The organism is Mesorhizobium sp. M0751 (assembly GCF_040320265.1).
In the GTDB taxonomy this organism is placed as follows: Bacteria; Pseudomonadota; Alphaproteobacteria; order Rhizobiales; family Rhizobiaceae; genus Mesorhizobium.
The window spans coordinates 169,514-190,588 of the sequence record NZ_JAMYPH010000003.1 but is presented as its reverse complement, the minus strand read 5'-3'; the positions used below and the strand labels follow the sequence as shown (position 1 = coordinate 190,588).

The window sequence follows — 21,075 nt, the reverse complement described above, 5'->3', positions numbered from 1 at the left end:
GGAATTCATGTGTATTGTCAGACAATATCGAACTCTGCAATCGCCTGCCATGGCATGCGGCAAAAACCCGCTTCAACAATTCGCCGGCAAGGTGCAGCGCCGTCATCCATCATTGCAAAATAGGACGAAACGACATGAACACGACCGCTGCGAGCGAAAAGATCGGCTTCATCGGGCTTGGCCTGATGGGCCATGGGATCGCGAAGAACATCGTCGACAAGGGCTATCCGCTGACGTTTCTCGGCCGCAAGAACCGCACGCCGGCCGAAGACCTGCTCGGCCGCGGCGCCAGGGAAGCGGCGACCTCGCGCGACGTCGCGGCGGCATCCGATATCGTCTTCATCTGCGTCACCGGCTCGCGCGAGGTCGAAGCCATCATCCGCGGCCCAGGCGGCCTCAGGGAAGGCCTGAAGCAGGGATCGGTTGTCGTCGACTGCTCGACCTCGGATCCTGTCTCGACGGTGGCGCTGGCCGCCGAGCTCAAGGGGTTCGGCGTCGACTATGTCGATGCCCCGCTCAGCCGCACGCCGAAGGAGGCCTGGGAAGGCACGCTCGACGCCATGGTCGGCGCGCCCGACGCGGTCTTTTCCCGGCTGAAGCCGGTGCTCGAAACCTGGGCCGGGCGCATCGTCCATATCGGCGACACCGGTGACGGCCATCGCATGAAGCTGCTCAACAATTTCATTTCGCTCGGCTACGCCGCGATCTATTCCGAGGCGCTGGCGCTGGCGCAGAAGGTCGGCATCTCGCCGCCGCGCTTCGACAGCGTCATCCGCAACGGCCGCATGGATTGCGGCTTCTACCAGACCTTCATGCGCTGGACGCTGGAAGGCGACCGCGACGCGCACAAATTCACCATCGCCAACGCCTTCAAGGATCTCACCTATCTCGAATCGATGGCAGGTGCTGCCGGCATCGCCAACCCGCTCGGCAACGCCACCAAGAACGCCTTCGCCGGCGCCTTCGCGGCCGGCCCCGCCGACCAGTACGTGCCGATGCTGGCCACGCATATCGGCAAGGTCAACGGCGTCGATCTCATGCCGACCAGGGATGGCAAAAAGCAGACGATCTGAGGCGGCCGATCAGCTTTCGGCCACGCAACATTCCGGGGTAAGCGCACCGGCGAAGCTGCCGACCTCCCTGAGGCAGTGCCATCGCACGTCGGCAAGAGCCCCCTCACCCGGATTGCCAACCGAATTGCGAAGGGCAATTCGGGACAATCCGACCTCTCCCCAAGGGGAGAGGAGGTCGCCTGCGTTGATGCCAGGGCTCTTCTCCCCAGCGGGGAGAGTGGCCGCGAAGCGGCCGGATGAGGGGGACTCCCTATGCGATTGCCCTGCCTTGCTGTCCCTCAGTCCTCGGCAACACCGAAACTTTCAAAGCCAGAAATAAAAAACCCGCCTCGTTGGGCGGGCCGTCGGGGCCAATCAGCACCATAGCCAGATTAGTAGCATAGCTGCCGGCACAAAGCAAGAACAAAATACGCTGCGGTCGCACAAAAAACGCGATTTCCTTCACCGCCGCGAGCTTGCGCTCAAACATGCCGCAGCAGGGCGCCGTCGGCGAAGCTGCCGATCTCCCCCCTTGCGGGGGAGATGCCCGGCAGGGCAGAGGGGGGTGCTGTCCCGCCGACCTGTGAACCAGCCGCAGTCAAGTCCTCATGCTGAATCTCGATTGGAATGCTGAGGGCCAAGTTGGCGATCCTTCCCACCCCCCTCTGTCCTACCGGACATCTCCCCCGCAAGGGGGGAGATCGGATGACGCTTCTGCTTTCGCCAATCACTAACATAAAGCAGGGCCAGGCTGGCGCCCGCCTCGGCGCCTAAATCACCGCCGCGAACGGCCGATGACATCGTCGGTGTTGGCGAGAAGCCTGTGTACCGCGGCGCGGGCTGCGGCGGGCCGCTGCAGGCGGATGTTCTTCTCGATCGCCTCGTGCAGCCTTTGCGCATGCTGCTGGTCGCTGGTTTCGCGCGTGACGAAGACAAACAGGTGATCGAGCGCCGATTCGATCAGCACGCCGAGCGGCACCAGCAGATCGTTGCCCGAAGCGCGCAGGATGGCGAGGTGAAACCGCGTGTCGGCGCGCGTCCGCTCCTGCAGGTTGGTCGCTTCGCCCATCTCGCGGCAGGCCTGGCTGATCTCGGCCATCTGCTCGTCGGTGCGCCGCATCGCGGCAAAAGCGCTGGCCTCCGGCTCGATGATGTGGCGGAATTCCTGCACGGTTCTCAGGAACACCTCGCGGTCCGGCGAGGTCGCGTACCAGGCCAGCACATCGCGATCGAGCAGGTTCCAGCGCTCCTTCGGCTCGACCCAGCTGCCGATCTTCGGGCGCGACGCAAGCAGGCTTTTCGCCATCAGCATTTTGATGGCTTCGCGCACCGCCGAGCGGCTGACGTCGAAGGTCTCGGACCATTTGGCTTCGTTGGGCAGGATGGTTCCCGGCGGATAGTCGCCGCGCACGATCCTCAGCCCGATTTCGTTGGCGAGCGACGCATGCACGCTCGAGCCGGGAAAGTGTGCGGCGTCGGCACGCCGAACGCCGGCCGGCCGCGCAGCCTCGGCCTTCAACTTGGCGGGTCGCTTTTTTGATGTCGCGTCCGGCATTCGTATTCCCCGGCAGCTGCTTGTCGAAAGCCTGAACTCAGGACACGACAAAGCAACGGCCTACGCTCCAAAGCAGCGTCGCCTCGTGCGTTTTGTATGGACGATGCGTAACGGGGCGCCCGCTGAACGGGCGCCCCGAAACTGCGAACCTACTTCTGGATGCAGGTGTCGACGGTGTCCTTGGTGCATTCGTCGAGGCCGGTGAACACCGGATCGGCGACCGGCTTGCCGTCGACCAGGTCGATCATCACCGAGGGCGCCTTGTAGCCCATCTCGAACGGCCGCTGGCCAACCAGTGCGGTCACCAGCCCGTCACGAGCAATCGCCACCTCGTCGCCGATGGTGTCGGCGGCGCCGATGACAAAGGCGTTGCTGGCGATCTTGTCGGCCATCGGCTTGAACAGGTCGCGGTAGGGCTGCGGAGCGCCGAACAGCGGCCAGCCGCCCATGATGCCGAAGGCGTCGAGGTCGGGATTGGCAGCGAGGATGTCGGTCATCGCCTGCACGCCCTTGGCACCGTCGTCATTGGTGAACACCGGGCAGCCGGCAACTTCCGTCCAGCCGCCTTCGCCCGCCAGCGCCGCGAGGCCGTCCTTGCCCGAAAGCGCGTCACGCATGCCCTGCGCGCGGCGCAGGATGTTGTCGGCCGCCGGATTGCCTTCGATGGTGCAGATCTTGCCGCCATTCGGCTTGGCCTTCTTGATGTATTCGCCGATCTTGTGACCCATCAGGTAGTTGTCGGTGCCGAGATAGGTCTTGCGCAGCGCCGCGTCTTCCTTGCTGAGGTCGGCGTCGAGGGTCATGATCGGGATCGACGGATTGGCGCTTTTGATCGTCTGCGCGATCAATGGCGCGTTGGACGGCGAAATTGCCATCGCCACCGTGTCGGGCTTGCTCAGCATGTCCTGGACGATCTGGGCTTCACCGGCCTCGTCCGAGGTCGATGCCGGTCCGGTGTAGAAGCACTCATATTCCGAGCTGGCGTTTTCCTTGTTCCATTTCTCGCAACCCTGGTGGATGGCCTCGAAGAATGGATTGTCGAGACCCTTCACGACGATGACGAGCTGTTTCTTGGCCATGGCCGGCCCGGCACCCAACGCCATGACGGCGGCGGCAGCGAGCAATAGTGATTTCCTCATGTCAGTCCTCCCTTTTGAAACAAACGGACACCGCGTGCCCGCCACACACAGATCGACCCGGAGCAAGATGACAGAGGACGTCGCACTCGTGTCGCCAAGCCAGGTCGATAAGCATTTTCATATTCAGTCTCAGACCGGCACCGACAGATACTGCTGGTTACCAAATCCCTGACCGACAAACCTTCACCGATTCCTTCCGGCAACCCGGGACATCGGTGCAAGCTCCTCCGACACTTAGCTAATATCGCCTTGTCACCGACGTCAATGCTATTTGTCCTACAAAACTGATTTTTCGAAAGAAGCCGTGGTTGACGCCAAGAAGGCTTATGCGTAAATGGGCGAAATCGCTGCTTCCGGGAGGAACTGGGGAGAGCGAAAGGCCGCGGCAGAACCGCAGGCCGCAAAGCACGGGGAGGCAAGAAGGCTGGTGGCGGTTCTCGAACTCACCAACATCTCGAAGCATTTTGGCGCCATTCAGGCGGTCAACGACGTGTCGTTGTCGATCGAGGCCGGACAGGTTGTCGGCCTGATGGGCGACAACGGCGCCGGCAAGTCGACGCTGGTCAAGATGATCGCCGGCAATTTCCCGCCGAGCCATGGCACGATGCAGATGGACGGCAAGGAGCTGATCCTGCACAAGCCGGTCGAGGCGCGCCAGCACGGCATCGAAATCGTCCATCAGGACCTGGCGCTGTGCAACAATCTGACGGCCGCCGCCAACGTCTATCTCGGCCGTGAATTGCGCCGCGGCCTCGGGCCGCTTCGCATCCTCGACTATGCCGCCATGTACAAGCGTGCCGGCCAAATCTTCGCCGAGCTGAAATCCGAAACGCGCCCGCGCGACCTGGTCAAACAAATGTCGGGTGGCCAGCGGCAGGCGGTGGCGATCGCCCGCACCATGCTTTCGCAGGCCAAGATCGTGCTGATGGACGAGCCGACCGCGGCGATCTCGGTCCGCCAGGTCGCCGAGGTGCTGAACCTGATCCGCCATTTGCGCGACCAGGGCATCGCCGTCGTGCTGATCAGCCACCGCATGCCCGACGTCTTTGACGTTGCCGACCGCGTCATCGTCATGCGGCGCGGCCGCAAGGTCGCCGACAAGACGATCGCATCGAGTTCGCCGGAAGAAGTCACCGGACTCATCACCGGCGCCATCGAACAGGTATGATTGACGCCTCAACCAGAGTAAAAAAGGTCGATAATGGCAGTCACCCTTGATCAGACGATCGCGCACAAGCAGCACACCTTGCTGAGCAAGGTGTTTGCCAGCCAGACCTTCTGGGTGGTAATCGCGGTCATCCTCGCCTGCCTGTTCCTGTCGGTGGCCACGGATTCCTTCGCCACGACCAAGAACCTCTACAACATCACCCGTAACGTCACCTTCGTCGCCATCGTGGCGCTCGGCATGACCTTCGTCATCATCACCGGCGGTATCGACCTGTCGGTCGGCTCGGTGCTTTGCCTGTGCTCGATGGTGCTGGCCGTGACCATGCATGCCGGCTACGGCATCGAGATCGGCATTGGCGCTGCAATCGCGACAGCGCTGATCATCGGCGCCTTCAACGGGGTTCTGATCGCCTATCTCGGCTTTCCGCCCTTCGTGGTGACGCTCGGCATGCTGTCGATTGCGCGCAGCCTTGCCATGGTCGCCTCCAACAACACAGTCGTCTTCCAGTTCGGGCCCGACCACGACAAGCTGCTGGCGCTGGGCGGCGGCGCCTGGGTGTTCGGCATCGCTAATCCGGTGCTTTACATGATCGTGCTGGCGTTGATCACCGGCTTTGTGCTGCGCTGGACGAAATTCGGCCGGCACATCTTCGCCATCGGCGGCAACGAGCATGCAGCAACGCTGACCGGCGTTCCGGTGCGCCAGATCAAGGTTGTCGTCTACATGATCTCGGCACTGGCGGCTGGCCTTGCCGGCATCATCCAGACCGGCTGGCTGGGCGCGGTCACCACCAATCTCGGCAACGGCATGGAGCTTCAGGTGATCGCCGCCACCGTCATCGGCGGTGCCAACCTAGCCGGCGGCATGGGCACAGCCTTCGGCGCGGTCGTTGGCGCTGCGCTGATCGAGGTCATCCGCAACAGCCTCGGCCTGCTCGGCATCAATGCCTTCTGGCAAGGCGTGTTCATCGGCGGCGCCATCCTGCTCGCCGTGCTGTTCGATCGCATCCGCAATTTCAGGCGCAACGACTGAATTTTCGGCCGGATCTCGGCGCTGAATCATAGATCGTTCGCCGGTCGAATTGCCGGCCTCGAGGCCTCGCTGGCGCTGGTCGCCGGCCGACCGCGACGGTCTTGCCATACCGGCCTGGAAACGCTCGCCTTCCTCCTATCGCCGAGTCTGAAAATCCGCCGCTGCGGCGCATGGCCGGCGCCCCGACGTGCACATCCGTCTTGACGCAAGCCCAAACTGAGCCGCACAATCGCTCGCAGCAGGCGAAGGGAGGCCAGTCGCCTGCGGGAGGATATACCCATGACGGAAGCGATCAGGCTCTACTGGGGCCGGTTCGGACATGTTTCTGTCCTGAACGTCGCCAGCGACTTCGTCACCCATGCCCATGTCGAGGCGCATATCATCATCTGGCTGGAAGGCACGGCCGGCGAGATGACTATCGGCCGCGAGACGGTGCGGCTTGGACCGGGCACCGCCGCCGGCATCAATTCCTTCCAGCCGCACAGCCACGCTCTGTCCCGCGACGGCACGCCCGGCCTGTTCCTCGCCTTCTACATCGATCCGGACTGGGCTCGAAAACGCCGCGAGCTGCCTTCCTCTGCGCCACTGTTCTCGAGCCCGGCAATCACGCTCGAGCCTTGGCTGCACAAGGCAGCGGCTAACCTCCTCGATCATCTCAGCGACAATGAGAGCATCGACGACATCGCCAATTACGAGATCGAGCGCTTCATCGACAGCGTGCTCGATGCCGCCGACGCGTCCGCACCGCAGACGGTGCGCGCCCGCGTCAACACCATGCAGGATTTCCGCGTCCGCAAGGCGATCCAGCTGATGAAAGCCAATGTCTGCGAGCGCATCTGCTTCGACGACGTGGCGCGCAGCGTCGGCCTGTCGCGGCCGCATTTCTTCGCGCTGTTCAAGGAACAGACCAATCTGACGCCCAACGTCTATTGGAACACGCTGCGCATGGAGGAAGCGGTGCGGCAATTGCAGTGGTCGCAGGAGCCGCTGATCTCGGTCGCCTGCAATCTCGGCTTCACCACCCAGGGCAATTTCTCGCGTTTCTTCCGCGACCATGTCGGCGTCCCGCCGACGCTTTACCGCGAGGCGGCGCGGGCGATCAGCTGAGCGCCCGTTTTTCAGACTATTTGATAGGCGTTCAAGACGCATTGATAAGCGCTGCCGAGCCTGCCGCCCTACCCTCCCAAGCAGCTGATTTGCAAGGGAACGATCATATGGCGAAAGTCACCATCTCCAGCGTCATCGACGCGCCGGTCGAAAAGGTCTGGGCGCGTATACGCGACTTCAACGGTCTGCCGACCTGGCACCCGCGCATGGTCGAAAGTCATATCGAGGACGGCAAGGACGCTGGCACGATCGGCTGCGTGCGCAATTTCCAGCTCGTCAGCGGTGCCCGCCTGCGCGAAAAGCTGCTCGATTTTTCCGACGAGAATTTCCTCGTCAGCTACTCCATCCTGGAGACGCCGCAACCGCTCACCAACCACAAGGCAACGCTGCAGTTGCGGCGGGTAACCGACGGCGACCGCACCTATGCAGAATGGACCGCCAGCTTCGATGCGCCCCCAGAGGAAGCCGACAAGCTGGCCGAAGGCATGGGCGCCAACGTCTTCCAGGGCGGCTTCAACGCCCTGAAGGCGCATTTCGCGGGCAAGGTTGAGCTGAATTGAGCTGACAAACAGGAGCGTTCCATGGCGCTTGCATTGCAGACTTTCCCGACGGTGAAGGATGCCGGCGCGGCGCTGAAAGTCGTCGGCGCCCGCTATCTCGGTGGCGGCACATTGGTCGTGCGCGCCGCCAATGAAGGCGACGTGTCGATTTCCGGTTTCGTCAGGTCGACCGAACCGGCGCTGTCGGTCATCCGCATTTCCGGCGGCGAGGTCCGCATTGGCGCTTCAGTGACCATGGCGGCGATCGCCCGTCACCCCGATCTCGCTCTGCTGGCCCACGCCGCGCGCGCCGTCGGCGGCCCGGCGATCCGCAACATGGCGACAGTCGGCGGCAATCTCTTCGCGCCGGCGCCCTATGGCGATTTCACCGTCGCGCTGCTGGCGTTGGAGGCAATTGTCAGCACCGAAGACGGCGAGAAGCCGATCGAAGCCTTCCTCGCAAAACGCGAAAGCAACCACGCCATCGTCACTGCGGTCGGCTTCACGCTTCCGAAGGAAGGCGGCTTTCGCTTCCTGAAAGTGTCGCGGATCAAGCCAAAGGGCATTTCGGTGCTGAGCATCGCCACCGTGCTGGAACAGGCGCCGGACGGCACTGTCACGTCAGCGCGGATCGCGCTCGGCTGCATGGCCGACCGGCCGATCCGTGCCAGCGCGGCAGAGAAAGCCTTGATTGGCCGGAAACTCACGGCAGACGGCATCGCACCGGCACTGGCTGTTGCCCGCGACGGCACTTCGCCGCCAACCGATCCGATCGCCAGTGCCTGGTATCGCAACGAAGTCCTGCCGGTCCATCTCGGCCGGCTGCTGCTCGCCTGAAAGCCCTGGCCGCGGCGCAAGGAGTAAAAAGATGGCAAAGGTCCCGATTCAGTTCACGCTCAATGGTGCGGAGAAAGCCGAGTTCATCGACAGCGGCACGACGCTGCTTCATGCGTTGCGCGACAAGATCGGCGACACCTCGCCGAAGGGCGGCTGCCATCAAGGCACCTGCGGCGCCTGCTCGGTCATTATCGATGGCGAGCTTAGGCTGTCCTGCCTGACGCTGGCCGAGACCTGCAATGGCGCCGCCATCACCACCACCTCGGGACTGGCGGAAGGCGGCGTTCTGCATCCCTTGCAGCGCGCTTTCCTCGACGCCTTCGCGACCCAATGCGGGTTCTGCACGCCGGGCATGATCATGGCCGCCAAGGTGCTTCTCGACCAAACCCCGAACCCCAGCCGCGAGGATGTGGTCGAGGCGCTGTCCGGCAATATCTGCCGCTGCACCGGCTACGAGCCGATCATCCAGGCGGTGCTGACCGCCGCACGCTCCAATTCGCAGAACCCGGCTTGAGGGGAGTTAAGAAAATGGAACTCCGCAAGAGCTATTTCGCCGACCAGCGCAAGGACGATCTGCACGAGATCGGCCAGCCGCGGCCGCGTTCGGATTCACCCGGCCATGTCACCGGCAAGACCGCCTATTTCGCCGACCGTAATTTTCCCGGCATGCTGCATTTGAAGATGGTGCGCAGCCCGCACCATCACGCCCGCATCCGCAGCATCGATACGTCCGAGGCGGAAAGGCATCCGGGTGTCGTCAAGGTGCTGACCGCCAAGGATGTGCCGCACAATGTCTACACCATCCTGATCCTGATCCAGATCGGGCCGGAGGACGAGACAGTGCTGGCCGACGGCAAGGTGCGCTGGGAGGGCGAGGCCGTGGTGGCGGTGCTGGCCGAGACCGAGCGCGCCGCGCAGGAGGCCGCCGCCAAGGTGAAGGTCGACTACGAGGTGCTGCCGGCCGTCTTCGACATGGACGAAGCGCTGAAGCCCGGCGCGCCGATCGTCAACGAATATCACGGCCGGAATTATTACCTCTACGACAGCGGCGAATGCCGCAAGGTGCGCTTCGGCGATGTCGAGGCAGGCTTTGCCGAGGCCGACCACGTGCTCGAACAGACCTACCAGTCTTCACCGATCGAGCATGCGCCGACCGAGACGACAGGCTGCATCGTCGCCCCCGAGGGCAACGACCGCTTCACCTGCTACACCAACACGCAGGCGATGTTCTTCACCCTCGACAACGCCTCGATTATCCTGCAGATGCCCGGCAACAAGCTGCATTTCGTCGGCGGCACTGTCGGCGGCGGCTTTGGCGGCAAGGTCGACGTGATCGTCGAACCCATCGCCATCCTCGGCGCCAAACTAACCGGACGACCGGTTTGTTTTATCTACAGTCGCGAGGAAGAGATGCAAATCTCCTCGCCGCGCGCCGCCGAAAAAGTCGTCATCAAGGACGGCGTGATGAAGGACGGCCGCATCGTCGCGCGCAAAGTGACCGGCTACACCGATGCCGGCGCCTATTCGCGCCATTCGCCCTACGGAGCGCAGAAGGGCGCCGGGCATTATCCCGGCCCGTATACGATCCCGAATGTCTGGATCGACACCTACTGCGTCTACACCAACCGCACCCCCTCCTCGGCGATGCGCGGTTTCGGCGTCACCATCGGCGATTTCGCGCTGGAGGTGCAGATGGACAAGCTCGCCCGGCTGATCGGCATGGACCCGCTCGAATTCCGCTTCATCAACGCCTACCGTGACGGCGACATCAAGGCGCATCGCCAGCCGACCGAGGGGGCGGCGCTGATCGAGTGTATGCAGGAAGCCTCGCGCGCCGCCAACTGGCCCGTGGCGGAACAATTCATGGCGATGTCGTCTTACGCGAAGGGAGCTTGAGATGGCGATCAGGCGCGGACGCGGCGTCGCCGCGATCAATTATCCGACCGGCATGAATCTCGGCGGCGACCCGACGCAGGCGCTGGTGCATTCGACGCCTACCGGCAATTTCATGGTCACGCTGTCGAGTGTCGATCTCGGCCAGGGCATGAAGCAGATCATGGCGCAGATCTGCGCCGAGACGATCGGCGTGCCGACCGACCGCGTCGTCGTCGACACCGCCGACACCGACACCGGTCCGCATTGCATGGGCACCTTCGCCTCGCGCGGCACCCATCGCGCCGGCAATGCGGTTATCCAGGCGGCCAGGGAAGCCCGCCAGGTGATGCTGGAAGTGGCGGCCGAGGAACTTGAGGTAAACGCCTCGGACCTCGAGACCGACGGCCAAGGCAACATCCTGGTCAAGGGGGCGCCGCAAAAGTCGATCTCGATCTTCGATGTCGCGCTGTCGGCGCATTTCAAGCGCGGCCGTTCGATTTCCGGCCGCGGCATGTTTTTGATCCCGCGCTCCTATCCGGAGAAGGAAACCGGCGCGATGAAGCCCTCGACCTGCTACGCGCACGCCTGCACGGTTGCCGAGGTCGAGGTCGATGACGAGACCGGCGAGGTCACCGTGCTGACGGTGAAGAACGTGTTTGAGATCGGCCGCGCGCTGAATCCGAAAATGGTCGAACAGCAGCTCGTCGGCGGCTCATGGATGGGCATCAGCCATGCGCTCTACGAAACGACCGAGCCCTACTATCCCAACCGCGACCATGGCGGCACCGACTTCAACCAGTATCTGATGCCGGGTCCTGGCGATCTCGCGCAAACCGAGATCATCGTGCTGGAACGACCCTCGGCGGACGGGCCGTACGGCGCCAAAGGGCCGGGCGAAATGTGCGCCAACCCGCAGATCCCGGCGGTCGCCAATGCCGTCTTCGACGCCGTCGGTGTGCGCATCGACACGCTGCCGATCACGCCGGAGCGCATCCTGCGGGCGCTGAAGGCGCAAGCGTCGAACTGAGTGCTGGAAATGGCCAAGAGACGTGCCGAGACAGTCGCGACCTCGCCGGAGGCGGTGGCGTCGCGCCTCGCCGCCTCGCACTATCTCGCCGATGAGAGCCTGGCAACTGCCATCTTCCTGGCGATCCGGCTGGGCAAGCCGCTACTGCTCGAAGGCGCACCCGGCGTCGGCAAGACGGAGGCGGCGAAGGCGATTGCCGACGTGCTCGGGCGCGATCTGGTGCGGCTGCAATGCTATGAAGGCATCGACGCAGCACATGCGCTTTACGAGTGGAACTATCAGCGCCAGCTGCTCGCCATCCGCCACGCCGGTGAGCATGAGGTTGACATCTACGACGACCGTTTCCTGATCGCGCGGCCACTGCTGCAGGTGCTTAAGGCGCCGGAAAAGCGCGTGCTGCTGGTCGACGAGATCGACCGTTCCGACCATGAATTCGAAGCGTTGCTCTTGGAATTCCTGTCGGATTTCCAGATCAGCATTCCCGAGCGCGGCACCATTCGCGCGACGGCGCAGCCGATCGTCATCCTGACCTCGAACCGCACCCGTGAGCTGGCCGAAGCGCTGCGGCGGCGCTGCGTCTACCACTGGATCACCTATCCCGACGCCGGGCGCGAGGCCGAGATCATCATGCTGCGCGCCGGCGATGTCGCCGAAGCCACGGCGCGCGCGGTGGCTGCCGCCGTGCGCGATATTCGCGCCCGTCCGCTGGCCAAGCCGCCCGGCATCGCCGAGGCGGTCGAATGGGCCAACGCCGCGACGATCCTCGAAAAGGGCGGCAGCCCGTGGCCGGAAGCGTTTCGCCGCGCCATCGGCGTGCTGATCAAGGACGAGGAGGATCTATCCTGCATCGCGCCCGAGCTCGGCAAAATTGTCGAGGAGGCGCTGGCGTGAGCCCCGCGGCTCTGCCTCGAGGGGCGACGCCGTTCCTCGGCTTCGGCCGGCTGCTGCGCCGCTACGGCTTTGCGGTGGCGCCCGAACAGGTCTCCGGCTTCATGCAAGCGGTGACGCTGCTCGGTCCCCGTTCGATGACCGACATCCGCGAAGCGGCCCTTGCCACGTTGGCGCCGCCGCCCGACCGCCGCGACGAATTCGAGGCGCATTTCCGGAACCATTTCTATGGGGACACCGCGGCGCTGGTCGAAGGCGAGGCCGACCAGGAAACCCGCATCAAGGACGATGGCGGAACGAGCGATGAGGAGAGCGAAGTGGTCCGCCAGGAGCAAGGCGGCGAACTGTCTTCGGCCAGCGAACAGTTGAGCGTCCGCGAGTTCCAGCGCGATGGCTACAGGCTTGCCGCCTTCCGCCGCAAGCTCGCCACCGCTTTGCCCGCCCGCCGCTCCTTCCGCACCGTGCGCACGCATGCGCGCGGCAAGCTCGACCTACGCCGCTCGCTGCGCGAAATCGTCAGTGCCGACGGCGATATCCCCTCGCCGCTGCTGCGCCGGCGGCAGACAGTGCCGCGCAAGCTTCTCATCCTGATCGACGTGTCCGGCTCGATGAAGCTCTACACATCGGACTATCTCAAGCTGGCACATGCGGCCGTGCAAGGCGCCGACCGGGCGGAGGTCTTCACCTTCGGCACACGGCTGACCCGTATCACCTCGGCGCTGCGCATTCGCGACCGCGACCAGGCGCTGGCCCGCGCCGCTGCCCAGGTCGACGACTGGGACGGCGGCACCCGCATGGGACCGACGCTGCTCGCGTTTCTATCGGTGCCGCGCTTCTCCGCCTTTGCGCGCGGGGCGGCGATCGTCATCCTGTCGGATGCGCTGGAGCGCGGCGACCATGCCGAGCTGGAAATCGCGATGCGCCGGCTGAGCGCCCGCGCCTTTCGGCTTTCGCTGGCGACGCCGCTGGCCGGCGATCCACGCTTCCGGCCGGCAACGGCGGCACTTCGCGCGATCCTGCCGGTGCTCGACGATCTGATCGACGGCTCTTCAATTGCCAGTCTCACCGAGTTCATCCTGTCGCTCGCCCGCCCCGCTCCGGCGGCCGCGGCAATCTGGAAAAGGGTTTCGTGATGCAGAAGGCGATCGACGCGCATTTCCACATCTGGCGCCAAAAGGACCAGCCCTGGCTTGTCGGACCGATGGTGCCACGCATCTTTGGCCCCTACGAGCCGATCCGCCGCGATTATCCGATCGAGGAATTCCTCGCCGACCAGCAAAGTTCAGGCGTCGAGAAGGCGGTCTATGTCCAGACCAACTGGGCCAAGGAGGATTTCGAGAAAGAGGTCGCCTTCCTGCAGAAGACCGCCGAAGAAACCGGTTGGCCGCACGCCATCGTCGGCTATGCCGACATGACGGTCGACGATGTGCGTCCCCAGATCGACCGGCTGAAAAAATATCCGCTGTTGCGCGGCGTGCGTATGCAGCTGCACTGGCACCAAACGCCGGCCTTCCGCTTCGCCGCCTCGGCCGATCAGGTCATCGACCCAAAGGTGCGGGCCAATATCGCCCGGCTGAAGGATTACGGCCTGTCCTTCGACCTGCAGCTTTTCCCCGCCCAGATGAAGGATGGGCTGACGCTTGTCGGCGACAACCCCGAGACGAATTTCGTTCTCACCCATGCCGGCATGCTGACCGACATGGAGCCGGAGACCACCGAGGCGTGGAAGACCGGCCTGCGCACGCTGTCAGCGGCACCCAACCTCTATGCGAAGCTCTCCGGGCTCGGCACCTTCGTCCACCGCAACGACCCGGCGCTGATCAGCTATATCGTCGACGCCGCGATCGCTATTTTGGGCAGCGACCATTTGATGTTCGGCTCGAACTTCCCGATCGAGAAGCTGTGGACCAGCCATGCCGAGCTGATCAGGACGCACCGGCAGGCCGTGGCAAAACACGGCGCGACCGCCGAGGCGGATATTTTCTGGAACACGGCGGAGCGGGTCTACCGGCCGGTGTGAGGCGCGCAGACCTTCCCTTCTCCCCCTGTGGGAGAAGGTGGATCGGCGCGTAGCGCCGAGACGGATGAGGGGTGCTGGAAGAAACTCGGTGGAGGAAATCTCGGCGATTTGAAGCACTTACGTCTCCAAGGTAGCGACCCTTCCAGCACCCCTCATCCGACCGAGCTTCGCTCGGCCACCTTCTCCCACAAGGGGAGAAGGGAAGGCGCCACGCCTCACCTCACCTCGAACTCTCGATCGACCGGGATCTGCATCGCCGTGACCATCTGGTTGGTCTGTCCGGCCAGGCCGATGATCGCGACCAGCTCGCCATGCTGCGCCTCGGTCATGCCCTTGGCCCGTGCTGCCGCCGTGTGTGAGTGGACGCAGTAGGAGCAGCCATTGGCTGTGGAGACGGCGATGTAGATCATCTCCTTGGTCAGCGGGTCGATGGCGCTGTCGGCGACCATCACCGCCTTGAGCTGCTCCCACACCCGCTTCAGCGATGCCGGATCATTGGCCAGCCCTCGCCAGAAATTGTTGACGAAATCGGATTTGCGCGTCGCGCGGATGTCGTCGAACACGGCCTTCACGGCGGGAATCGCCTCGACCTCGGCATCGGTCAGAAGTCTTGTGGTGGCCATGGGCAGGCTCCTTTCGTTTGAATCAGGTTTTGAGCAAAGGCGGCTAACCGGTTCGACCGATTCAGTTTCTACCGCGGAGTAGCGTAGAATCGTGGAGGTTGGCCGAAGCACCTCAGCGTCGTCATCCCAGGGCGGAGCAGCCGCGAAGCGGCGTCGCGAAGACCCTGGGATCCATGCCGTGACCTCTCGCGAGGGGTGCAGCGGAGCAGAATTCCGGACCGTCGCAACGCTTGAAAGTCACGGCATGGATCCTGGGGTCTGCGCCGCGTCGCTTCGCTCCTTGCTTCGCCCCAGGATGACGAAGCGGTGGACGTTTCTGCCAATCTCCAAAGTATGCACCAACGACCATCGGACATGTCGACCCTCTAAGCCAAGCCCTAATGAACCGCCGCATACATGATCTTCTCCTCCGTCGCCTCCACCGGCGAGAACTCCTCGACGATGCGGCCTTGCCGGCAGACCAGGATGCGGTCGGACAGGTTCATGATCTCCGGCAGGTACGACGAGATGACGACGACGGCCAGGCCCTCGTCGGCCAGCCGGTTGATGATCTGGTGGATCTCGGCGATGGCGCCGACATCGACGCCGCGCGTCGGTTCGTCGAAGATGACGATGCGCGGTTTCTGCACCAGCCCCTTGCCGATCACCACCTTCTGCTGGTTGCCGCCGGAAAGCTCGACCACCCGGGCATTGTCGTTGATCGCCTTGACGTTCAGCGTCTTCGTCCACTCCGCCGACAGCGCCCGCATCTCCTGCGCATCGATCACCCAGCTCTTTTCCCGTCCAGCCGCCAGGAAGCCGCCGAACAGGTTCTCGGCAACGTCCATCGTCTCGAAAATCCCCTCGCTCTTGCGGTCTTCGGTGACATAGACGATGCCGTCCGCCACCGCCTCGCTGGGCACGAGATAACGCACCGGCCGGTCGTCCAGCTCGATGGTGCCGCCGCGCAGGAAGTCGCGCTTGTAGATGCCGGAGACGATCTTGAACGTCTCGGTGCGGCCCGAGCCGATCAGCCCGAAGACGCCGGTGATCTGGCCCTCGAAGATCGAGAAAGAATTGTTGCGCACGACATTGCTCATCGAGATGTCCTGCACCGACAGCACCTTCTTGCCGGGCTTGCGCAGCCTGGCCTCGTCGCGCTGGCTGTAGAGCTGCCCCGACAGCGTGCGCCCGACCATGGCGGCGACGATCCTGTCGCGATCGAAGGCGGCTGTGTCGTCGGTGATCACCAGTTCGCCGTCGCGCAGGATGGTGATGCGGTCGGCGATATCAAGCGCTTCCTCGAGCGCATGGCTGATGAAGACGATCGACACGCCCCTTGCCTTGAGCCGGCGGATCAGTGCGAAGAAGTGCCGCTTCTCCTCCGGCGTCAGCGTCGCCGTCGGCTCGTCGAAGATGATGATCTCGGCATTGTGGTGGACGGCGCGCGCGATCTCGACCATCTGCCGTTTGGCCGCGCCAAGCGTCGCCACCATGGCGTTCGGGTCGACCGGAAAGTTCAACGACTGCAGGAACTGCTGCGCCGAGATGTAGGTGCCGCGCAGCCGGTTGAGAAAGCGCTCGGTGCCGAGATAGAGGTTCTGCGCCACCGTCATCGACGGCACCAGGCTGGTCTCCTGGAATACCATGGCGATGCCGGCTTCAAGGGCGGCGTGCGGCGAGGGGTAGGCGATCTCCTGCCCGTTGTGGAACATCTTTCCCGATGTCGCGTCGACGACGCCGGCGATGATCTTGGTCAGCGTCGATTTTCCCGCGCCGTTCTCGCCGAGCAGCGCGTGGATCTCGCCCTTGCGCAGCTCGAAGCTGACCTTCTTCACCGCGGGCACGCCGCGATAGGTCTTGGTTACGTTCTCCAGGCGGACGATCGGTTCCATCAGCGATGCCCTTCTGGAGCCAGGTCGATGGCCAGCAGGCAATCGCCGCCTTTCGAGGCAATGAACAGGCGACCGTCTTTCTCCGCCACGCTGCAGATGCCATGACGCGTGCCGTTGGCGCGGCTGTGCAGGCTGTACTGCGGCCGCATCTCCCGATCGAGCCTGACGACCAGCCCGTAGGAGCGGCTCGGCGACCACGGCTTGTGGATGCCCATGGTGCGGATGCCACCGCATTGCAGCGGCTCGAGGAAGCTTCGATTCGAGGCGAGCGCCGGCGCGATCCAGTGCTGCGGCGGCACTTGCGCCAGCATGTCGTTTCGATAGTGCTTTTCCTGCAGCACGAATTCGATCAGCCGGTTGCGGGGCGCAAACAGCGCCAGCCAGGCACCGCCACCGGCGGCAGGCGACAGGCGAGAGGGATAGCCGGGCAGATGCGCCAGCACCGTCGAGCGGCTGCCCGTCGCGCCATCGAAGCGGATAAGTTGGTGCCGCCAGCTCTCGCTGACCAGCACATCCTTGCCAGTTGGATGCAGCCCATAGGGAAAGGCGATGTCACCGGCGACCTTGCGGAATTCGCTGCCTGCCGGATCGCGCTTCCACAACGAACCCGACGCACCCTTCTTCATCAGATCGGCGGCCCATTGCGACGGCCCGTGGTCGGCCGAGCCATTAGCCAGCCAAAGCGTGCCATCTTCTGCGTAGGCGAGTGCTGTTATGCAGCGTATCTCGGCCGGCAGGGCGGCCTCCTTGCCCGCGACTAACAGCTTGCCGCTTTCGAGCCCGACGGTCAGTTCGCCGGCGGGCGAGCGCGCGAGCGCGGTGACCGCGGCCGGAAATGTCTCGACCAGAACAGGGGCGGCACCGGCGGTGACCGCGTAGACGGCATTGGCACTGGAAACCAGCAGCCGGCCGTCGGCGACCAGCAGATTATCGGGCTCGGGCAGTTCGGCGAAGGCCGCAACATCGTCCAGCAGGGTATTCGGCCTGAAGGCACCGTCGAGCGGCGGGATGGTCACCGCCTTGCCGCGAAAGATGTCGAGGATAGGATCCAGCATCAAGGCTTCGCTCCCCAGTAGGAAGCGGGGCTGGTCCAGTTCGGGTCGGCGCTGGCAATCCTGTAGCGGCCGATCCGATTGTTGAGGATACCGCCGACGAACAGAAAACCCTTGTGCTCGCGCATCGAAGTGACCATCGGATGCGCGGCGCCCGACAGGTCGCCCATCGCTTCGACAATGCCGCCCTTCTCGTTGAATTTCACCACACCGCCGGTGTTGATGTTGGGGAACAGCCATTCGTCCTGCGGCAGCCGCCGCGTCATGCGCTTGCGCATGTCGGGATGCCGCAGCGACAGGTCGAAGCTCGGCGTGCGCATGCCTAACCAAGCCATCCAGTAATTGCCGTCGGAGGCACGGTTGATGTTGTCGGGGTAGCCCGGCATGTCGCGGATGACGCATTCGGCGGTGCCTGCTTTCGGCCCTTCCAGCCAATAGCGATGCACGCGGCAGGCCCAGCTTTCGGCGAAGAACAGCGACTTGCCGTCATGCGCCATGCAGACGCCGTTGGTATAGCGGTAGCCGTCGAGCAATGTCTTCGTCGAACCGTCCTTGGGGTCATAGACGAGCAGCCGCCCGGTGGCACGGTTCTCGATCGAGTCCAGCGCCCAATCGTGCGCGTCATAACGCTTGGTGGAATCGGTGAAGTAGATGCGGCCGTCCGGCGCGATGTCGCAATCATTGGGATCGCGCAGCCGCGCATCGTCAACGATCGAGGTCCAGGAGCGCGACGTTTCCGCGGAAAGCCGCTTCACCTCGCGCTGCGGCGAGACCGAATAGAGGCCCATCGCGCCGACGCAGCTGATCAGATTGCCTGTTTTGTCGAACGCCAGGCCGAGCGGAAAGCCGCCAATATGCGCAAAGACCTCCGAGCGCTTGTAGTCCGGCGCCAAGAAACGGACGATCTCGCCATGCCTAGTGCCGCAATAGAGATGGTCGTCGCGATCGAGGATGACGTCTTCCGGCCCTTCCAACTCGCCGAGCCCGATATGGTCAGCCTCCGATAGCCGATTGTCGAGTTCGTAAGGGGTGCCCGAGCTCGGTGCAGCCGACTGTGTCGCGCCCATCTTCAAATAGACCGGTGCGACATAGACCTCGTCCAGAACCTTGTGGCGGTTCTTCAGCCAGCGAATGTCGATGGTGACGGCAACGGCCAGCATGATGCCCAGCACCATCTGGTTGGTGCCGGTGCCATAGCCCAGCCGGATCAGCCCGTTGGTCATGGTCAGCACGATGATCGCGCCCATTAGCCCCTTGATCACCGAGCCTCGGCCGCCGCCCAGGCTGACGCCGCCGACGACCGCCGCTGTCAGTGCCATGACCTCGAGGTTGAGGCCTGTGCCCGGCCCCGCCCCGCTCAGCCGGCAGGCGATGAGGAAGCCGCCGAGCGAGGCGCAGAAACCGGAGAACACATAGGTCATAAACACGGTGCGGCGCACGCGAATGCCGGCATTGTGGGCCGATCGCCGCGACCCGCCCACCGCCTGCACATGCCAGCCGGGCCGCGAGCGTGTCAGCGCGACATGGGTAATGATGGCCAGGATAATCGCCGCCCACACCGCAACCGAGAGGCCCCAGAAGGTGTCGTCGCCGATGAAGTCCAGCACATCCGACGTGGCATCGGAAAGCTGGACGTCGGCGGCATAGGTGGTGACCAAAATGTCGAACAGCGCCCGACCGAAGATGAAGGTGACCAGTGTCGTCAGGAAAGCGCGCAGCCTGAAATAGCCGATCAGATAACCGTTGATCGCGCCGAACAGCAGGCCGGTGGCGATCGAGGCGGCCAGCGCCAGCCACACCGATTGTTCGAGGATGAAAAAGACGAACACGGCGGAAAAGCAGGACAGCGCGAAGATCGAGCCGACCGAAAGGTCGATGCCACCGCCAAGCATGACCACGGTCATGCCGGTGACGACCAGCGAGAACTCGCCGAGCTGGCGGGTCGATTCCTGCAGCGACATCGGCTTGAAGAAGCCGGGAATGATCGAACCGAACACGCCAAGCGTCGCCACTAGCGCCAGGAACGGAATGGCGTTGTCAGTCCAGCGTTTGCTCAGGATCTCGCCGACGAGGTGGTCGGGCACGAGATTGTAGCGCCAGGATTGAAGGCGTTCGCGAAAGGACATCGGTTGCTGCTGCCACTCAAAGAGAGAAAGAGGCGGCCGAACCCGGTCCGGCCACCTCGTCGATGCTTGGAACGGACCTGCGGTTTACTTGGCCGCAGCTTGGGCTTGCAGTGCTTTCAAGTCCCAGCAGCTGTCTGGCTTGAGGTCGGCCTTGGTCGTCGCCTTCTCCAGCGTGTAGATGTAGGTGTGCGAGGTGCCGGCCGGCTGGCCACTCTGCAGCAGGAACTTGATGACGGCGTTCATGTCGCCGGACTGGCGGGCAAGGTCGGTCATCACCACCGCGCCATAGGTGCCGTCCTGCAGCTTGTCGCAGTCGGCGGTTTTCTCGCCGCCACCGGTGGTGACCAGGAACACCTTGCCCTCGAGCTTGGCATCGCGGATCGCAGCCGATGCGCCCGTCGCGTCGCCGTCCCAGAAATCGATGATGGCGCAGATGTCGGGGTTCTGCTGCAGCATCGTCGTCGTCACATTGCGCGAGGTCGTCGCATCCCAGTTGGAGTCAGGCTTGGCCACGACCTTGAAGTCGGGGTTCTTGTCCAGCACCTTCATGATGCCGGCATACTGGTAGAGGCTCGACGAATTGGCCTGGTCGCCCTGCACCAGCCCGATCTTCTTGGAAGAATTCGGCCCACAACCCTTGATCGCCGCTTCGGCTTCCAGCTGGCCGAGCCGATCCCAGTCGCTGCCGACAAAGGCATCGGCCGGGAAGTTCGCCGGATTGTCGACCAAAAGCACATAGGTGCCGGCCGCCTGCGCCTTCTTCATCAGCTTGGCATAGGAGTTGAGGTCCGGCGAGTGGATGATCAGCACGTCCGGCCTGGTGTCCGACGAGATTGCGTCGGTTATCGCCTGCGCGCCGGCGTCGACCACCCAGTTCGGGTCACGCGTCTCGAACACGCCGCCCCAGGCCTCGACCTCCGTCTTCAGGTAATGCGCCCAGCCCTGTGCCAGGTCGAAGCCCATCGCCATCGGCACCAGCATCACCCGCTTGCCCTTGAGCGCTTGCGAATAGGCGGCCGGACCCGGATCTTCGGCAGCGAAGCTTGGCGCCACGAAGGCGGAGACGGCAAGCGCTGTCGCGGCAGCCATAAATGTCCTGATGATTTTCATGTCACATCCTCTGGTTTGGTATGTCGTTCGCGGCCGGCCCCAACCGTTCGC

The 21,075-nt window shown here is 63.8% G+C and carries 20 protein-coding genes; 12 read left to right on the top strand and 8 right to left on the bottom strand.

Annotation, left to right across the window (positions count from 1 at the left end):
* The first annotated feature begins 134 nt into the window (after positions 1–134).
* Positions 135–1,073 carry an NAD(P)-dependent oxidoreductase gene (locus NKI19_RS06265; protein WP_352564324.1) on the top strand — a complete coding sequence of 313 codons (939 nt, stop codon included), beginning with the start codon at positions 135–137 and terminating at the stop codon, positions 1,071–1,073.
* 250 nt (positions 1,074–1,323) lie between these two features.
* Here NKI19_RS06265 and NKI19_RS06260 read toward each other — a convergent pair whose 3' ends face one another.
* The 3 genes from NKI19_RS06260 to NKI19_RS06250 all read right to left on the bottom strand — a co-directional run bounded on the left by NKI19_RS06260 (position 1,324) and on the right by NKI19_RS06250 (position 3,746).
* Entirely contained in the window at positions 1,324–1,542 is a 219-nt protein-coding gene (locus NKI19_RS06260) for a hypothetical protein (RefSeq protein ID WP_352564323.1), read from the bottom strand.
* A gap of 285 nt (positions 1,543–1,827) precedes the next feature.
* On the bottom strand, positions 1,828–2,607 hold the full coding sequence (locus NKI19_RS06255; RefSeq protein WP_352564321.1) for a FadR/GntR family transcriptional regulator: 780 nt from the start codon (positions 2,605–2,607) through the stop codon (positions 1,828–1,830).
* Positions 2,608–2,756: 149 nt separating this feature from the next.
* Positions 2,757–3,746 carry a sugar-binding protein gene (locus NKI19_RS06250; RefSeq protein WP_023675805.1) on the bottom strand — a complete coding sequence of 330 codons (990 nt, stop codon included), beginning with the start codon at positions 3,744–3,746 and terminating at the stop codon, positions 2,757–2,759.
* Positions 3,747–4,173: 427 nt separating this feature from the next.
* On the opposite strand from NKI19_RS06250, the gene NKI19_RS06245 reads away from it, so the two are divergent.
* The 11 genes from NKI19_RS06245 to NKI19_RS06195 all read left to right on the top strand — a co-directional run bounded on the left by NKI19_RS06245 (position 4,174) and on the right by NKI19_RS06195 (position 14,239).
* A complete protein-coding gene (locus NKI19_RS06245) occupies positions 4,174–4,914 on the top strand; it encodes an ATP-binding cassette domain-containing protein (protein ID WP_023675804.1) in 741 nt (246 codons plus the stop codon).
* 33 nt (positions 4,915–4,947) lie between these two features.
* Positions 4,948–5,946 carry an ABC transporter permease gene (locus tag NKI19_RS06240; protein ID WP_254820532.1) on the top strand — a complete coding sequence of 333 codons (999 nt, stop codon included), beginning with the start codon at positions 4,948–4,950 and terminating at the stop codon, positions 5,944–5,946.
* Positions 5,947–6,225: 279 nt separating this feature from the next.
* A complete protein-coding gene (locus NKI19_RS06235; protein ID WP_352564319.1) occupies positions 6,226–7,053 on the top strand; it encodes a helix-turn-helix domain-containing protein in 828 nt (275 codons plus the stop codon).
* A gap of 107 nt (positions 7,054–7,160) precedes the next feature.
* Positions 7,161–7,613, top strand: coding sequence for an SRPBCC family protein (locus tag NKI19_RS06230; RefSeq protein ID WP_352564317.1), 453 nt, complete (start codon positions 7,161–7,163; stop codon positions 7,611–7,613).
* Positions 7,614–7,634: 21 nt separating this feature from the next.
* The gene (locus tag NKI19_RS06225; RefSeq protein WP_352564316.1) at positions 7,635–8,429 is read left to right on the top strand and encodes an FAD binding domain-containing protein; all 795 of its coding nucleotides are present in this window, start codon (positions 7,635–7,637) and stop codon (positions 8,427–8,429) included.
* A 31-nt stretch (positions 8,430–8,460) separates the two neighbouring features.
* Positions 8,461–8,943, top strand: a complete 483-nt coding sequence (locus tag NKI19_RS06220) for a (2Fe-2S)-binding protein (RefSeq protein WP_352564314.1) — start codon at positions 8,461–8,463, stop codon at positions 8,941–8,943.
* 14 nt (positions 8,944–8,957) lie between these two features.
* Positions 8,958–10,325: a xanthine dehydrogenase family protein molybdopterin-binding subunit gene (locus NKI19_RS06215; protein WP_352564312.1), complete on the top strand. Its 1,368-nt coding sequence runs from the start codon at positions 8,958–8,960 to the stop codon at positions 10,323–10,325.
* A gap of 1 nt (position 10,326) precedes the next feature.
* Positions 10,327–11,331 carry a xanthine dehydrogenase family protein molybdopterin-binding subunit gene (locus NKI19_RS06210; RefSeq protein WP_254820526.1) on the top strand — a complete coding sequence of 335 codons (1,005 nt, stop codon included), beginning with the start codon at positions 10,327–10,329 and terminating at the stop codon, positions 11,329–11,331.
* 9 nt (positions 11,332–11,340) lie between these two features.
* Positions 11,341–12,222 carry an AAA family ATPase gene (locus NKI19_RS06205; RefSeq protein ID WP_352564310.1) on the top strand — a complete coding sequence of 294 codons (882 nt, stop codon included), beginning with the start codon at positions 11,341–11,343 and terminating at the stop codon, positions 12,220–12,222.
* The gene (locus NKI19_RS06200; RefSeq protein ID WP_352564309.1) at positions 12,219–13,352 is read left to right on the top strand and encodes a vWA domain-containing protein; all 1,134 of its coding nucleotides are present in this window, start codon (positions 12,219–12,221) and stop codon (positions 13,350–13,352) included. The genes NKI19_RS06205 and NKI19_RS06200 overlap by 4 nt, the downstream gene beginning before the upstream one ends.
* Positions 13,352–14,239, top strand: coding sequence for an amidohydrolase family protein (locus tag NKI19_RS06195; protein WP_352564534.1), 888 nt, complete (start codon positions 13,352–13,354; stop codon positions 14,237–14,239). Before NKI19_RS06200 ends, NKI19_RS06195 begins: the two co-directional genes overlap by 1 nt.
* 215 nt (positions 14,240–14,454) lie before the next feature.
* Here NKI19_RS06195 and NKI19_RS06190 read toward each other — a convergent pair whose 3' ends face one another.
* The 5 genes from NKI19_RS06190 to NKI19_RS06170 form a co-directional block, all read right to left on the bottom strand.
* Complete coding sequence (locus NKI19_RS06190; protein WP_352564307.1) at positions 14,455–14,862, bottom strand: carboxymuconolactone decarboxylase family protein; 408 nt, start codon at positions 14,860–14,862, stop codon at positions 14,455–14,457.
* Positions 14,863–15,239: 377 nt separating this feature from the next.
* Positions 15,240–16,736, bottom strand: coding sequence for a sugar ABC transporter ATP-binding protein (locus NKI19_RS06185; protein ID WP_352564306.1), 1,497 nt, complete (start codon positions 16,734–16,736; stop codon positions 15,240–15,242).
* Positions 16,736–17,794 carry an SMP-30/gluconolactonase/LRE family protein gene (locus NKI19_RS06180; RefSeq protein ID WP_352564305.1) on the bottom strand — a complete coding sequence of 353 codons (1,059 nt, stop codon included), beginning with the start codon at positions 17,792–17,794 and terminating at the stop codon, positions 16,736–16,738. The genes NKI19_RS06185 and NKI19_RS06180 overlap by 1 nt, the downstream gene beginning before the upstream one ends.
* Positions 17,791–19,914, bottom strand: coding sequence for an ABC transporter permease (locus NKI19_RS06175; RefSeq protein ID WP_352564303.1), 2,124 nt, complete (start codon positions 19,912–19,914; stop codon positions 17,791–17,793). Before NKI19_RS06175 ends, NKI19_RS06180 begins: the two co-directional genes overlap by 4 nt.
* 84 nt (positions 19,915–19,998) lie before the next feature.
* A complete protein-coding gene (locus NKI19_RS06170; RefSeq protein ID WP_352564301.1) occupies positions 19,999–21,024 on the bottom strand; it encodes a sugar ABC transporter substrate-binding protein in 1,026 nt (341 codons plus the stop codon).
* Positions 21,025–21,075: the final 51 nt, after the last annotated feature.

Excerpts from the sequence above, each read along its gene's own strand:
- NKI19_RS06265 (WP_352564324.1), top strand. The coding sequence starts at position 135 with ATGAACACGACCGCTGCGAGCGAAAAGATCGGCTTCATCGGGCTTGGC.
- NKI19_RS06260 (WP_352564323.1), bottom strand. The coding sequence starts at position 1,542 with ATGTTTGAGCGCAAGCTCGCGGCGGTGAAGGAAATCGCGTTTTTTGTG.
- NKI19_RS06255 (WP_352564321.1), bottom strand. The coding sequence starts at position 2,607 with ATGCCGGACGCGACATCAAAAAAGCGACCCGCCAAGTTGAAGGCCGAG.
- NKI19_RS06250 (WP_023675805.1), bottom strand. The coding sequence starts at position 3,746 with ATGAGGAAATCACTATTGCTCGCTGCCGCCGCCGTCATGGCGTTGGGT.
- NKI19_RS06240 (WP_254820532.1), top strand. The coding sequence starts at position 4,948 with ATGGCAGTCACCCTTGATCAGACGATCGCGCACAAGCAGCACACCTTG.
- NKI19_RS06235 (WP_352564319.1), top strand. The coding sequence starts at position 6,226 with ATGACGGAAGCGATCAGGCTCTACTGGGGCCGGTTCGGACATGTTTCT.
- NKI19_RS06230 (WP_352564317.1), top strand. The coding sequence starts at position 7,161 with ATGGCGAAAGTCACCATCTCCAGCGTCATCGACGCGCCGGTCGAAAAG.
- NKI19_RS06225 (WP_352564316.1), top strand. The coding sequence starts at position 7,635 with ATGGCGCTTGCATTGCAGACTTTCCCGACGGTGAAGGATGCCGGCGCG.
- NKI19_RS06220 (WP_352564314.1), top strand. The coding sequence starts at position 8,461 with ATGGCAAAGGTCCCGATTCAGTTCACGCTCAATGGTGCGGAGAAAGCC.
- NKI19_RS06215 (WP_352564312.1), top strand. The coding sequence starts at position 8,958 with ATGGAACTCCGCAAGAGCTATTTCGCCGACCAGCGCAAGGACGATCTG.
- NKI19_RS06210 (WP_254820526.1), top strand. The coding sequence starts at position 10,327 with ATGGCGATCAGGCGCGGACGCGGCGTCGCCGCGATCAATTATCCGACC.
- NKI19_RS06205 (WP_352564310.1), top strand. The coding sequence starts at position 11,341 with ATGGCCAAGAGACGTGCCGAGACAGTCGCGACCTCGCCGGAGGCGGTG.
- NKI19_RS06195 (WP_352564534.1), top strand. The coding sequence starts at position 13,352 with ATGCAGAAGGCGATCGACGCGCATTTCCACATCTGGCGCCAAAAGGAC.
- NKI19_RS06190 (WP_352564307.1), bottom strand. The coding sequence starts at position 14,862 with ATGGCCACCACAAGACTTCTGACCGATGCCGAGGTCGAGGCGATTCCC.
- NKI19_RS06185 (WP_352564306.1), bottom strand. The coding sequence starts at position 16,736 with ATGGAACCGATCGTCCGCCTGGAGAACGTAACCAAGACCTATCGCGGC.
- NKI19_RS06175 (WP_352564303.1), bottom strand. The coding sequence starts at position 19,914 with ATGTCCTTTCGCGAACGCCTTCAATCCTGGCGCTACAATCTCGTGCCC.
- NKI19_RS06170 (WP_352564301.1), bottom strand. The coding sequence starts at position 21,024 with ATGAAAATCATCAGGACATTTATGGCTGCCGCGACAGCGCTTGCCGTC.